At 66.0% G+C, this 12709-nt stretch carries 12 protein-coding genes and 1 tRNA gene; 9 read left to right on the top strand and 4 right to left on the bottom strand.

What is annotated here, in order from left to right:
- The first annotated feature begins 250 nt into the window (after nt 1–250).
- Together O1Q03_RS16115 and cysE are read left to right on the top strand one after the other, a co-directional pair.
- Nucleotides 251–1075, top strand: coding sequence for an RNA methyltransferase (locus O1Q03_RS16115; RefSeq protein WP_269504660.1), 825 nt, complete (start codon nt 251–253; stop codon nt 1073–1075).
- Between the two features lie 299 nt (nt 1076–1374).
- On the top strand, nt 1375–2148 hold the full coding sequence (gene cysE, locus O1Q03_RS16110) for a serine O-acetyltransferase (RefSeq protein ID WP_269504659.1): 774 nt from the start codon (nt 1375–1377) through the stop codon (nt 2146–2148).
- A gap of 38 nt (nt 2149–2186) precedes the next feature.
- Here the strand turns inward: cysE and O1Q03_RS16105 are convergent, their stop codons facing one another.
- From O1Q03_RS16105 to O1Q03_RS16090, 4 genes are all read right to left on the bottom strand, one after another.
- Nucleotides 2187–2987: a UDP-2,3-diacylglucosamine diphosphatase gene (locus O1Q03_RS16105; protein ID WP_269504658.1), complete on the bottom strand. Its 801-nt coding sequence runs from the start codon at nt 2985–2987 to the stop codon at nt 2187–2189.
- A gap of 23 nt (nt 2988–3010) precedes the next feature.
- Nucleotides 3011–3502 (bottom strand): peptidylprolyl isomerase, encoded by a 492-nt coding sequence (locus tag O1Q03_RS16100; protein WP_269504657.1) that lies wholly within the window; start codon nt 3500–3502, stop codon nt 3011–3013.
- A gap of 92 nt (nt 3503–3594) precedes the next feature.
- Nucleotides 3595–4170, bottom strand: coding sequence for a peptidylprolyl isomerase (locus tag O1Q03_RS16095; protein WP_269504656.1), 576 nt, complete (start codon nt 4168–4170; stop codon nt 3595–3597).
- Between the two features lie 39 nt (nt 4171–4209).
- Complete coding sequence (locus tag O1Q03_RS16090) at nt 4210–4932, bottom strand: tetratricopeptide repeat protein (RefSeq protein WP_269504655.1); 723 nt, start codon at nt 4930–4932, stop codon at nt 4210–4212.
- A 235-nt stretch (nt 4933–5167) separates the two neighbouring features.
- Here O1Q03_RS16090 and cysS point away from each other — a divergent pair, with 235 nt between their 5' ends.
- The 7 genes from cysS to O1Q03_RS16055 all read left to right on the top strand — a co-directional run bounded on the left by cysS (nt 5168) and on the right by O1Q03_RS16055 (nt 12289).
- A complete protein-coding gene (cysS, locus tag O1Q03_RS16085) occupies nt 5168–6565 on the top strand; it encodes a cysteine--tRNA ligase (RefSeq protein WP_269504654.1) in 1398 nt (465 codons plus the stop codon).
- Between the two features lie 43 nt (nt 6566–6608).
- Nucleotides 6609–7475 (top strand): DNA-3-methyladenine glycosylase family protein, encoded by an 867-nt coding sequence (locus O1Q03_RS16080; protein ID WP_269504653.1) that lies wholly within the window; start codon nt 6609–6611, stop codon nt 7473–7475.
- A gap of 102 nt (nt 7476–7577) precedes the next feature.
- Nucleotides 7578–8549, top strand: coding sequence for an acetyl-CoA carboxylase carboxyltransferase subunit alpha (locus O1Q03_RS16075; protein ID WP_006478433.1), 972 nt, complete (start codon nt 7578–7580; stop codon nt 8547–8549).
- A 43-nt stretch (nt 8550–8592) separates the two neighbouring features.
- Nucleotides 8593–9999: a tRNA lysidine(34) synthetase TilS gene (gene tilS, locus O1Q03_RS16070; RefSeq protein ID WP_269504652.1), complete on the top strand. Its 1407-nt coding sequence runs from the start codon at nt 8593–8595 to the stop codon at nt 9997–9999.
- 342 nt (nt 10000–10341) lie between these two features.
- Nucleotides 10342–11595: an aspartate kinase gene (locus O1Q03_RS16065; protein WP_269504651.1), complete on the top strand. Its 1254-nt coding sequence runs from the start codon at nt 10342–10344 to the stop codon at nt 11593–11595.
- A gap of 111 nt (nt 11596–11706) precedes the next feature.
- Nucleotides 11707–11800, top strand: a tRNA-Ser gene (locus tag O1Q03_RS16060).
- A gap of 108 nt (nt 11801–11908) precedes the next feature.
- Nucleotides 11909–12289 (top strand): hypothetical protein, encoded by a 381-nt coding sequence (locus O1Q03_RS16055; protein ID WP_269504650.1) that lies wholly within the window; start codon nt 11909–11911, stop codon nt 12287–12289.
- Nucleotides 12290–12709: the final 420 nt, after the last annotated feature.

Below are 12709 nucleotides of genomic sequence, written 5' to 3'. Positions count from 1 at the left end.
CCGCCACGAAGTGGAACAACCCGCCCGGAACGGCGCAAGCATGCCCGGCGAGATGAGACGCAAATTGACAAAGAACGGGGTACGACCCGCGCCGCACGAGGTGCGACGCGTAAGCGCATGATTTTACCCGATTTTCGAGCGCCTCAGGTGACCGGAATGCGGGGAAACCCCACTGTCCGTCCGGACGAGTGGGTTTGCCGGGGCGATGGCGATACCATACTGCCATTCTGATGAACCGAGTCGCATCGTAGTGGAAACCCCGCAGAACCCCGCCGCACCGTCCGAATCGGGCGCGGCCACCTCCCTGCCGCCGTCCGGCGGCTTCACGTCAACCCGCTTCGTGCTCGTCGAGCCGAGCCATCCCGGCAACGTCGGGGCGGCCGCCCGCGCGCTGAAGACGATGGGTTTCTCGCGGCTCGTGCTGGTTGCGCCGCGCGTGCCGCACGTACAGAGCGACCCGGAGGCGATCGCGATGGCGAGCGGCGCGGACGACGTCCTCGCGTCCGCGCATGTCGTGCCCACGCTCGGCGACGCGCTGTCCGGCGTTCACTGGTCGATCGCGCTGACCGCGCGCACGCGCGAATACGGGCCGCCGCGCCTCGCGCCGCGCGCGGCCGCCGAGCAGGCGTGCACGCAGGTCGGCACCGGCGATATCGCGCTCGTGTTCGGCAACGAGCGCACGGGTCTCGCGAACGAGCACGTCGAGCAGTGCAGCGCCCTCGCGCATATCCCGGCGAACCCGGTCTACAGTTCGCTGAACCTCGCGCAGGCCATCCAGGTGCTCGCGTATGAATTGCGCGTCGCGTTTCTGGAGCAGGGCAGCGCGTCGTCGCACCCGGCACAGGTCGAGCTCGGCACGCTCGCGCAGAGCGACGAGATCGAGCGGATGTACGCGCATCTGGAGGACGCGCTGGTCGCGCTCGATTTCCTCGATCCGCGCAATCCGAAGAAGCTGATGCCGCGGCTGCGGCGGCTGTTCGCACGCACGGGCCTCGAGCGCGAGGAGGTCAACATCCTGCGCGGCATCGCGAAGCACATCCTGTTGAAGTCCGGTACGCCCCACGGCGACGCTTGAGCGGTCGGCGCGCGGGAGGTCGGGCGGTGTGAACACGGCGTCCCAGCCCGCAGCGGTCGTGCCGTATCGATCGTCCGACGGCGCCGGGTCGGCTCGCGCCGGTTCGCCGCTCGATCGCGGAAGGCGTTCACTGCAGGCGTGCGGCGCGAATACCCGCGCCGACGGCGGGGTGAACGCACGGCGCTGTGCGGCCGCGTGCGACTGGCCCTACAATCGCCGAACGTCATAAGCAAATTACCCGGTGCGATAACGGCCGGCCATCGCCGGCGGGGCGCGCCGGCCTTTTCCCCGATCAGATCATGTTCACTAGACTGCGCGAAGACGTTGCGACGATTCGCGAGCGGGATCCCGCCGCTCGCAGTGCCTGGGAAGTGCTGACCTGTTATCCGGGGCTGCACGCGCTCGTCCTGCATCGTTTCGCGCATGCGTGCTGGCGCGCAAAGCGCTACTGGCTCGCGCGCTTCGTGTCGCAGGCCGGGCGCTTCCTGACCGGCATCGAGATCCATCCGGGCGCAACGATCGGCCGGCGCGTGTTCATCGATCACGGGATGGGCGTCGTGATCGGCGAGACGGCGATCGTCGGCGACGACTGCACGATCTATCAGGGCGTGACGCTCGGCGGCACGTCGCTCACGCGCGGCGCGAAGCGCCATCCGACGCTCGAGGCCGGCGTGATCGTCGGCGCGGGCGCGAAGGTGCTCGGCGGTTTCACGGTCGGCGCGGGCGCGAAGATCGGTTCGAATGCCGTCGTCGTGAAGCCGGTGCCGGCGGGCGGCACGGCGGTCGGCAATCCGGCGCGCGTCGTGATGCCGGCTCAGCCGAAGCCGCAGCCGGAGCGCGCCGCGTTCTGCGCATACGGGATCACGCCGAACGCCGACGATCCGATGTCGCTCGCGATTCACGGGCTGATCGATCACGCGGCGAAGGAAAGCCGCCGCGTCGACGAGATCGTCGCGGCGCTCGAGCGGCTCGGCACGCATCTGGAAACGTTGCAGGGCGCGGACGCGGCGCGTCTGGATCTGCGCCGGCTGTCGGCGGTGCTGGAAGGCAAGGCGGTCGAGCGTCAGTCGTAACGCGGCGCACGCCGGCGGCGGGCGGCAGTGCGGTTGCGTCAGTCGAGCGGCATCGCGCGGATGCCTTCCGCGTCGACGCGCAGATAGCCGCCGCGCGGCATCCCGTGGTCGAGATCCCAGTCGGGCAGCACCCAGCGAATGCCGCCTGGTTCGAGGTGCCGCGCAGGGCGATGCGTGTGGCCATGGATGATCACGCTCGCGCGGCTTTTCCGGAACAGGGCGGCTACGCCTTCGCGCGTGACGTCGTAGACCGACGAGGCGGGGCGCATCCGGCCCGCTTCGCTGTTCGAGCGCATCCGCTGCGCGAGTGCGCGGCGCCAGCGGAACGGCCATGCGAGAAACAGCCACTGCGCGACGTGATTGCGCGCGAACCGCCGGAAGATCTGATAGCCGCGATCGGCCGTGCATTGCGCGTCGCCATGCGTGAGCACGATGCGCTGGCCGAATGCCATGACCAGCGCCGGATCGGGCAACAGCATCGCGCCGGCCGCCTTCATGAAGCGCCGGCCGAGCAGGAAATCGCGGTTGCCGTGCATCACGTACAGCGCGATCCCGCGCTCCGAGAACGTGTGCATCAGCGCGGCCATGCGTGCCGCGAACGGATCGTCGTCGAGCAGGTCGTCGCCGATCCAGTATTCGAACAGGTCGCCGAGGATGAACACCGAATCGGCGCTGTCGGCTGTGTGTTTCACGAAATGCTCGAACGCGGCGACCGTCTTCGGAATCGCTTCGCTCAGATGCAGATCGGAGAGAAACAGGAACGGGCGTGCTGCTTGCGCGTACTCGCGCTCGCCAGGCACGCCCGCGGAGACGCTTCGCGGCGGACTCTCCTGCAACATCGAAGTGTCTCCTTTCCCGCGCGTCAGACCACGACGGCCTTTTCGATCACGACGTCTTCGGTCGGCACGTCCTGATGGAAGCCCGCGTTGCCCGTCTTGACGCCCTTGATCTTGTCGACCACGTCCTGGCCTTCGACGACCTTGCCGAACACGGCGTAGCCCCAGCCCTGCGGCGTCGGCGACGAGTGGTTCAGGAAGTCGTTGTCGTTCACGTTGATGAAGAACTGGGCGGTTGCCGAATGCGGATCGTTCGTGCGCGCCATCGCGACCGTGTAGTTGTCGTTCTTCAGGCCGTTGTTCGCTTCGTTGTCGATCGGCGCGTCGGTCGGCTTCTGCTTCAGGCCCGGCTCGAAGCCGCCGCCCTGGATCATGAAGCCGTTGATCACGCGGTGGAACACCGTGCCGTCGTAGTGGCCTTTCTTCACGTAGTTCAGGAAGTTCTCGACCGTCTTCGGTGCCTTTGCGGCGTCGAGCTCGAGCTTGATCACGCCGTGGTTCGTATGCAGTTCAACCATGATGAATTCCTTCGGTAAGGCGGTTTAAATGGCACGCGGCCGGTCGTGCGACGCGGCCGCGTGTGGCGCCGGACGTGCCGGCAGGTGCTGGCTTATTTCGAGACGATGCTGGCCGATTCGATCACGACCGGCTGCGCCGGCACGTCCTGCATCGGGCCGCGCGAGGTCGTCGCGACGCCTTCGATCTTCTTCACGACGTCGAGGCCCGACACGACCTTGCCGAACACCGCATAGCCGTTGCCGTCCGGGTTCGGGTAGTCGAGGCCGCTGTTGTCCACCGTGTTGATGAAGAACTGCGCGGTGGCCGAATTCGGATCGCTCGTGCGCGCCATCGCGATCGTGCCGGTCAGGTTCTTCAGACCATTGCGGCTTTCGAGCGGGATCGGCGCGCGGGTCGGCTTCTCCTCGAAGTTGGTCTTGTAGCCACCGCCCTGGATCATGAACCCCTTGATCACGCGATGGAAGACCGTGCCGTTGTACTGGCCGGCCTTCACGTAATCGAGGAAGTTGGCGACCGTCTTCGGCGCCTTCTCCGGGTAGAGCTCGACGCGGATGTCGCCCTGCGAGGTCTTCAGCTGCACGACGGGGTGCGCGGTAGCCGATTGCGCGAACGCGGGTGCGGTCGCGAGAAGGGCGGCGCCGCCAAGCGCCAGCAACAGACGTTTCATTGCGATCCTCAGGTTGGGAGGGAAGAAAGGTTGCGCCGCTTACTGCGACGGCGCGACGTACGGCGCCGCCAGCGCGCCCGACGGCCCGTTGAACTGGAACGTTGGCGACATCGGCAGCGTGGTGGTGCTCACGTTCGCGGCGGCGCGGTCGGTGTACTCGCGCGTAGCCGGCGTGACGGCGCGCGCGTTCGCGGCGGGCCTGGGCGGCGAGATGATCTTCTGCAGATCGGCGAGGCGCTGGGCCGTCGCGCCGCTCGTGCGGCCGAGCGACTGCGCGCGCTTGTACGACTCGGCCGCGAGGCGCAGATAGAGATCGCCGAGGTTCTCGTACGCGAGCGTGTAGCTCGGGTTCGATTGCGTCGCGGTGACGAGCGCGCTGCGCGCTTCGTCGTAGCGCCCGTGCTTCGCGTAGAGCGCCGCGAGGTTGTTGTAGGGTTCGGGCAGTTCGGGGTACGCCTGCGTGATCGCGACGAATTGCTGGATCGCGTCGTCATCGCGGTTCAGGCGCGCGAGCACGGTGCCGCGCTTGAACTGCGCCTGCACGTCGTGCGGGTTCGCCGCGATGCGGGCGTCGAGCTGCGCGAGTGCCTGTTTCCACTGCTTGCCGGTGATCGACGCGTCGATTTCCGGGGTGCCGTCGGCGACGGCCGGGGCCTTTTGCGCATGCGCCGCGGGGGCTGCGAAAAGCGCCAGCGCGACGCCCATGACGGCGGTCGCAACGAGGGTCGCAGCGCTCGGCGCGCGGCCGCGATGAGGTTTCATAGGCGTAAATCGGAATGTTATACTCCGAGCCATTCTAACAAAACGTCTGCGCGTTCCGGCGAGCCGCAGGCAGTCTTTCTTTTGCCTCTCGTGGCCGTCACCGCTGTGCTTGCAGCCTGACCGCCCCATGTGATATCGAGGACGCGCGGCGTCGTGCCGCGGCAGGTGGTCCGTCCGTTTCGCATGCTGGGCGAGCTTCGCCAGGGCGGTTTCCTTCGGCTCACGGTTCATCTCTATGGAATCACTGCGCATCTACAACACGCTCGCGCGTGACAAGCAAGTTTTCGTGCCGCGCCAGCCCGGCGAAGTGCGGATGTACGTATGCGGGATCACCGTCTACGACTATTGTCACGTGGGCCACGCGCGCATGCTGGTCGTGTTCGACCTCGTCCAGCGCTGGCTGCGTGCGATCGGCTATCGGGTCACGTACGTGCGCAACATCACCGACATCGAGGACAAGATCATCCGCCGCGCGGTCGAGAACGGCGAGACGATCAAGTCGCTGACCGACCGGTTCATCGGCGCGATGCACGAGGATGAAGCGGCGCTCGGCATCCAGCGGCCCGACATCGAGCCGCGCGCGACGCAGTTCATTCCGCAGATGCTCGGCATGATCGAGAAGCTCGAGGCGAACGGCTACGCATATCAGGCGAGCGACGGCGACGTCAATTATTCGGTGCGCAAGTTCGCGAACTACGGGAAGCTGTCGGGCAAGTCGCTCGACGATCTGCGGGCGGGCGAACGCGTCACCGCGAACGATGCGAAGCAGGATCCGCTCGACTTCGTGCTGTGGAAGCGCGCGAAGGAAAACGAGCCGGACGGCGCGTCGTGGTCGTCGAAGTACGGGATGGGCCGGCCGGGCTGGCACATCGAGTGCTCTGCGATGGGTTGCACGCTGCTCGGCGAGCATTTCGACATCCATGGTGGCGGGCAGGATCTGCAATTCCCGCACCACGAGAACGAGATCGCGCAGAGCGAAGGCGCGACCGGCCAGACGTTCGTCAATTACTGGATGCACAACGGCTTCGTGCAGGTCGACAACGAGAAGATGTCGAAATCGCTCGGCAACTTCTTCACGATCCGCGAAGTGCTCGAGCGTTACGACGCGGAAGTCATGCGCTTCTTCATCGTGCGCACGCATTACCGTTCGCCGCTCAACTACAGCGACGTGCATCTCGACGATGCGCGCGCGTCGCTCACGCGCCTGTACACGGCGCTGAAGGACGTCGAGCCCGACGCGCTCGCGCTCGACTGGAACGAGCCGCATGCACAGCGTTTCGCGGCGGCGATGAACGACGACATCAACACGCCGGTCGCGGTGGCGACGCTGTTCGAGCTGGCGGGCGAAGTCAACCGCACGCGCGATGCGTCGCTCGCGCGGCAACTGAAACAACTCGCGGGCCTGCTGGGCCTGCTTGGCCGCGAACCGCGCGCGTTCCTGCAGCAGGGCGCCGGCGCCGCGCAGGCAGGCGGGCTCGCAGCCGACGAGATCGAAGCGAGGATCGCCGCGCGCATCGCGGCGAAACAAGCGAAGGACTATGCCGAAGCGGACCGGATCCGGGCGGAACTGCTCGAGACCGGGATCGCTCTTGAAGACAAACCGGGCGGATCGACCGAATGGCGTCGCGTATGAGCGCGGTGCGTTCCACTGACCGATCCGTCAGGTAGGAGGCAGGATGGCAACGGCCAGAAAAGCGCCGGTCAGGCGTGCGACTCCGGTCGCCGCGCGTCCGGCAGCCAAGCGCGCGCCAGCGGCGAAGGCGGACGCGACGCGCGCCGTGCCGAACGGCGCGCTCAACGGTCATGCGAAGCCCGCGCGCGCGAAAGGCGCGGACGCGGGGCAGCCGGACGCTGCGATGGCGGCCGCCGACGCGGCCCGCAAGACGCGCGCATCCGACGCGGCAGCCGACGGCGCCGATGGCGTCGTGCGTCCCGCCTACTGGGACAAGGCGTGCGCCGATCTCGTCAAGCGCGACCGGATCATGAAGAAGCTGATTCCGAAGTTCGGTCCCGCGCATCTCGTGAAGCGCGGCGACCCGTTCGTCACGCTCGCGCGTTCGGTCGTCGGCCAGCAGATCTCGGTGCCGTCCGCGCAGGCGCTGTGGGCGCGCATCGAAGATGCGTGTCCGAAACTCGCACCGCAGCCGGTGATTCGGCTCGGCGCGGACAAGCTGATTGCGTGCGGGTTGTCCAAGCGCAAGACGGAATACATTCTCGATCTCGCGCAACATTTCGTGTCCGGCGCGCTGCACGTCGACAAATGGACGTCGATGGACGACGAGGACGTGATCGCGGAACTCACGCAGATCCGCGGCATCAGCCGCTGGACGGCCGAGATGTTCCTGATCTTCAACCTGTCGCGGCCGGACGTGCTGCCGCTCGACGATCCGGGCCTGATCCGCGCGATCAGCGTCAATTACTTCAGCGGAGAACCCGTCACGCGTAGCGAGGCGCGGGAAGTGGCTGCCAACTGGGAACCGTGGCGCACCGTCGCGACCTGGTACATGTGGCGCAGCCTCGACGCGCCTGACGCCGACGCCTGATCGAGGCTATCGGGTTTTAAACATCAATAGTTGAGAGCCGATCTTGCGTATCGCCCGCGCGGGTAGAATACGCGCTGCCGCAAGACCCAAGGATTCGAACACATGAAGACCACGTTTCTGGATTTCGAACAGCCGATCGCCGAACTCGAGGCCAAGATCGAAGAGCTGCGATTCGTGCAGGACGACTCGGCTGTCGATATTTCGGAAGAAATCGAGCGGCTGTCGAAGAAAAGCCAGCAACTGACGAAAGACCTCTACGCGAACCTGTCGCCGTGGCAGGTCTCGCAGATCGCGCGGCATCCGCAGCGTCCGTACACGCTCGATTACGTTGCGGAGCTGTTTACCGATTTTCACGAGCTGCATGGCGACCGCGCATTCGCGGACGACCTGTCGATCGTCGGCGGGCTCGCGCGCTTCGGCGGCCACCCGTGCATGGTGATCGGCCATCAGAAGGGCCGCGACACGAAGGAGCGCGCCGCGCGCAACTTCGGGATGCCGCGTCCGGAAGGCTATCGCAAGGCCGAACGGCTGATGCGTCTCGCCGAGAAGTTCGGGCTGCCGATCTTCACGTTCGTCGACACGCCGGGCGCGTACCCGGGCATCGGCGCCGAAGAGCGCGGCCAATCCGAAGCGATCGGCCGCAACCTGTACGTGATGGCCGAGCTGAAGACGCCGATCATCACGACGGTGATCGGCGAGGGCGGTTCGGGCGGCGCGCTCGCGATCGCCGTGGCCGACACCGTGATGATGCTGCAGTTCTCGACCTACTCGGTGATCTCGCCGGAAGGCTGCGCGTCGATTCTGTGGAAGAGCGCCGCGAAGGCGCCCGAAGCCGCGGAAGCACTGGGCCTGACCGCGCACCGCCTGAAGGCGCTCGGCCTGATCGACAAGATCATCAACGAGCCGCTCGGCGGCGCGCATCGCGATCCGAAGGGCATGGCCGCGCTGCTGCGCCGCGCGCTTGCCGATTCGCTGCGCCAGTTCCAGGGCATGAGCATCGATGCGCTGCGCGAGCGTCGCTTCGAGCGCCTGATGGCCTACGGCAAGTTCAAGGAAACCACGCCCGGCGCATGACCGGCGTGCTCGCATCGCGCGCCGCTCGGCGCGCGCTTCTCTCGTGATCCCCCCGACCGAATTCTCCGCCGACCGCGTCGTACTCGACGCGGTCGGCGTTGCGCTTGCCGAGCTCCCGCCCGATGCACGCATCGCCATCGCATACAGCGGCGGCCTCGACTCGACGGTGCTGCTCGATGCGGCCGTGCGCGTCGCGGGCGCTGCGCGTTGCGTGGCGCTGCATGTGCATCACGGCCTGAGCGAAAACGCCGACGCGTGGGTCGCGCATGCGCAAGCAACGGCCGAAGGGCTCGGCGTCGCGTTCGAAGCGGAGCGTGTCGACGTGCCGCGCGACAGCGGCCTCGGCATCGAGGCGACGGCGCGCGAGCGTCGTTATGCGGTGCTCGACGCGATGTGCGAGCGTCACGGCGCGGTCGCGCTATGGGTCGCCCAGCATGCGGACGACCAGGCCGAGACGGTGCTGCTGCAGTTGCTGCGCGGCGCCGGGATTGCGGGACTCGCCGCGATGGCGCCGCGCTATCGCCCGGACGGCGCGAGCGTCGAGCGCGTGCGCCCGCTGTTGCGATTGTTGCGCGCGCAACTGGAGCGCTATGCGGCGCAGCGCGAGCTCACGTGGATCGACGACGAATCGAACGGTGATACGCGTTATGCGCGCAACGCGCTGCGCATCGACGTGCTACCGACGCTCGCCGTGCATTTCCCGGGCTTTCGCGATGCGCTGGGCCGGGCGGCCCAGCATGCGGCCGCCGCGCAGCGGCTGCTCGACGATCTGGCCGAACTGGATTTCGCGACCGCCGCGCGCGACGGCGGGCGCGCGCTGTCGCGCGATGCGCTGGTCGCGTTCGACGACACGCGCGGCGCGAACCTGCTGCGCTTCTGGATGCGTCGGCTCGGCTTGCCGAGTGCGTCCGCCGGCCGGCTCGCGAACATGATGCGGCAGTTGCGTGCCGCGCACGACGCGCATGCGCTGCGTGTCGATCATGCGGGCCGGTGTCTGCGGCTGTATCGCGATGTCGTGTACTGGGAGGCGGGCGACAGTGCCGAGCCGGCCGATGACGGCACCGGGACGCCGCATCCCGAATCGGTGCTCGCGTGGGACGGACAGGAAATCTGGCGCCTGCCGGCGTGGCGCGGCACGTTCGTGTTCGCGCCGGCCGAAGCCTGCAGCGACGGGGCGGTGCCGGAGGCGCTGCTGCGTGCCGCGGCGCTCGGCGCGCGCGCCCGTGCGGGTGGCGAGCGGATGCGCACGTCGCCCGGCGGCCCGGGCCGCACGTTGAAGAACCTGTTCCAGGAGCGCGGCGTGCCGGCCTGGCAGCGCGACGTGCCGCTGCTGTTCGCGGGCGACCGGCTCGTCTACGTGCCGCGGCTCGGCGTCAATCACGGCGACGGGTTGCACGGCGACGGCGCGTGGCGCCGGATCGAATGGCGTCCCGACCTGCTGATCGCGTAGCCGCGGCGGGTTCCCGGCGGCGTGATCGCTCGCCGGTTTTCACCATTTGGTAAACAGCGCCGGAACGCCTGCCGGCGCGGCGAGCGGCTTGTCAAGCGGGCATCTATCGGGTACGCTCGGTCGTTTGCTCGGCTCGATTTTTGAGCGATTTGTGCAGGTTTTCCGCGTGACGTACCCGGTTTGCGCGGCCTGATCGGCCTTCCGGGCAAAATCCGTCACGCTTGCGTGTTGCGTCCCAGCCGTCCCCCTCGTCGTCCGTCCACAGCCACAAGCCGCGTGACCGAACGGCAACGCGGCCTGCCCATCGCGCCCGTGCGGTTTCTCCTCCAGTTCAGAACGACAATGGCACTCATCGTACACAAATACGGCGGCACTTCGATGGGCTCGGTCGAGCGCATCAAGAACGTCGCGAAACGCGTCGCAAAATGGCATCAGGCCGGGCACCAGATGGTGGTCGTGCCGTCCGCGATGTCCGGCGAAACCAACCGTCTGCTCGGTCTCGCGAAAGAGATTTCGAGCCAGCCGAGCCCGCGTGAGCTCGACATGATCGCATCGACCGGCGAGCAGGTGAGCGTCGGCCTGCTGTCGATCGCGCTGCAGGAAATCGGCGTCGAAGCCGTGAGCTATGCAGGCTGGCAAGTGCCGATCAAGACGGACAGCGCGTTCACCAAGGCGCGCATCCACTCGATCGACGACGAACGCGTGAAGGCCGATCTGAACGCCGGCAAGGTGGTGATCATCACCGGCTTCCAGGGCGTCGATCCGGACGGCCACATCACGACGCTGGGCCGTGGCGGCTCGGACACGTCGGCGGTGGCGGTGGCGGCTGCGCTGGGTGCCGAAGAGTGCCTGATCTACACGGACGTCGACGGCGTCTACACGACCGATCCGCGCGTGGTCGAAGAGGCACGCCGCCTCGATCGCGTGACGTTCGAGGAAATGCTGGAAATGGCGAGCCTCGGTTCGAAAGTCCTGCAGATCCGCTCGGTCGAATTCGCCGGCAAATTCCAGGTGAAGACGCGTGTGCTGTCGAGCCTGACCGATCCGCTGATTGCGCTCGACGAAGAAATGCGCTCGGGCACCCTGATTACTTTTGAAGAAGACGAGACCATGGAAAAGGCAGTCATTTCCGGCATCGCGTTCCAGCGCGACGAAGCACGCATTGCTGTGATGGGCGTGCCCGACAAGCCCGGCATCGCGTATCAGATCCTTGGCCCGGTGGCCGACGCGAACGTCGACGTCGACATGATCATCCAGAACCAGAGCGTCGAAGGGAAGACCGACTTCACGTTCACGGTCGGCCGCGGCGACTACCAGAAGGCGATGGACATCCTGACCAACCAGGTTCAGGGTCATGTGAGCGCCGAGCGCGTGCAGGGCGACCCGAAGGTATCGAAGGTGTCGGTCGTCGGTGTCGGCATGCGTTCGCACGTGGGCGTTGCGAGCAAGATGTTCCGCACGCTGTCGGAAGAGGGCATCAACATCCAGATGATCTCGACGTCCGAAATCAAGATTTCGGTGCTGATCGACGAGAAGTACATGGAGCTCGCTGTCCGCGCACTGCACAAGGCATTCGAACTCGATCAGCCCGCGTGAATTTTTTCGTGATGCATTGAAGAAAATGCATCGCGGAAATTGACGCACGGTTCGAAACCCTATATTATTTCGTTCTCGTCGCACTGCCTCCCTGGTGCGAGCGAAAGTTTGGGAGACGTGGCCGAGAGGTCGAAGGCACTCCCCTGCTAAGGGAGCATCTGGGCCAAAACCTGGATCGAGGGTTCGAATCCCTCCGTCTCCGCCAAAAGCGGTGACAAAGCCCCGCAAGTTCTCGGACTTGCGGGGCTTTTTCTTTTCCGCTTCGTGTTCGGACATACGAGTCGGCATCGCACTTCGTCCGGACAGCCAATCAATGCCCGAGTTCGGCGGCGCTCATGCGCTGCGCTGCTGCATGCGTCACGGCTATGCGTACGATGCGTATCGCGAGCCGCCGGCGTTCCTGTCGCCCGGCACCGACGCGAACCGGGCGAAGCGTCGCGCCGATGCGCGAAGTGGTCGAGCGCATGTGCGCGTGCATCGAGATGCTTCGACGATCGTCGTCCGTCTACGCGAGCGGCGGCGCGCAGCAGGCGATCCATGTCGAGTTGTTGCTGCGGGCCGCATGATCGACGCGCGCTACATCGTCGATGCGATCATGCTTGCGACTTCGCAGGTTTATGCGACGCACGGCAGCCGCGTCGTCCATATCCCTGCGCAACACAACCACGAGCGTGCGGTGCCGATGCGCAGATGAGACCGGTTGAGTCATCAGCGCCAGCCGGAAGGGGCTGCGACGCGCTTATCGCGCGCCTTCAGTGCAGCCTTGATGACGGCAAGATGTAAGTAAAACGAAAGTATAGGTGTAAGGTTCGAGCCGGATATGCCGATCGTTCCCCGCATCCTGTTCGGGCACGCAAAAACAGTGACCTGACGACAAAAATGCGGCATCGCACTGATTCGCCCGCATCCAGACCTTCGATGCTACAAAAAATTACATATAAAAATCAGGTGTTTGCAAACGCGTCGAAGAACTAGCGTCTGTTGCGATGCAAAATTTCTCCGTTCGATTTATCCTCGTTAACCCGATTGCGCTTGAGCCACGTCAAACTTCGTTTTGACGGTGCTTTACAGTTTGCCAACAAGGGCGATTCGCGAAATCTAGCTTACGATTTGA

Origin of the sequence: Burkholderia sp. IMCC1007 (assembly GCF_027257875.1) — a bacterium.
Classification (GTDB): domain Bacteria; phylum Pseudomonadota; class Gammaproteobacteria; order Burkholderiales; family Burkholderiaceae; genus Burkholderia.
Note: the sequence above shows the minus strand (reverse complement) of the source record. Positions and strands in the feature narration are given on the sequence as shown.

Bases quoted from the DNA above. Each gene is read 5' to 3' on its own strand.
- O1Q03_RS16095 (WP_269504656.1), bottom strand. From the start codon at position 4,170: ATGAAACGTCTGTTGCTGGCGCTTGGCGGCGCCGCCCTTCTCGCGACC.
- O1Q03_RS16100 (WP_269504657.1), bottom strand. From the start codon at position 3,502: ATGGTTGAACTGCATACGAACCACGGCGTGATCAAGCTCGAGCTCGAC.
- cysS (WP_269504654.1), top strand. From the start codon at position 5,168: ATGGAATCACTGCGCATCTACAACACGCTCGCGCGTGACAAGCAAGTT.
- O1Q03_RS16055 (WP_269504650.1), top strand. From the start codon at position 11,909: ATGCCCGAGTTCGGCGGCGCTCATGCGCTGCGCTGCTGCATGCGTCAC.
- O1Q03_RS16105 (WP_269504658.1), bottom strand. From the start codon at position 2,987: ATGTTGCAGGAGAGTCCGCCGCGAAGCGTCTCCGCGGGCGTGCCTGGC.
- O1Q03_RS16080 (WP_269504653.1), top strand. From the start codon at position 6,609: ATGGCAACGGCCAGAAAAGCGCCGGTCAGGCGTGCGACTCCGGTCGCC.
- O1Q03_RS16065 (WP_269504651.1), top strand. From the start codon at position 10,342: ATGGCACTCATCGTACACAAATACGGCGGCACTTCGATGGGCTCGGTC.
- O1Q03_RS16075 (WP_006478433.1), top strand. From the start codon at position 7,578: ATGAAGACCACGTTTCTGGATTTCGAACAGCCGATCGCCGAACTCGAG.
- cysE (WP_269504659.1), top strand. From the start codon at position 1,375: ATGTTCACTAGACTGCGCGAAGACGTTGCGACGATTCGCGAGCGGGAT.
- O1Q03_RS16090 (WP_269504655.1), bottom strand. From the start codon at position 4,932: ATGAAACCTCATCGCGGCCGCGCGCCGAGCGCTGCGACCCTCGTTGCG.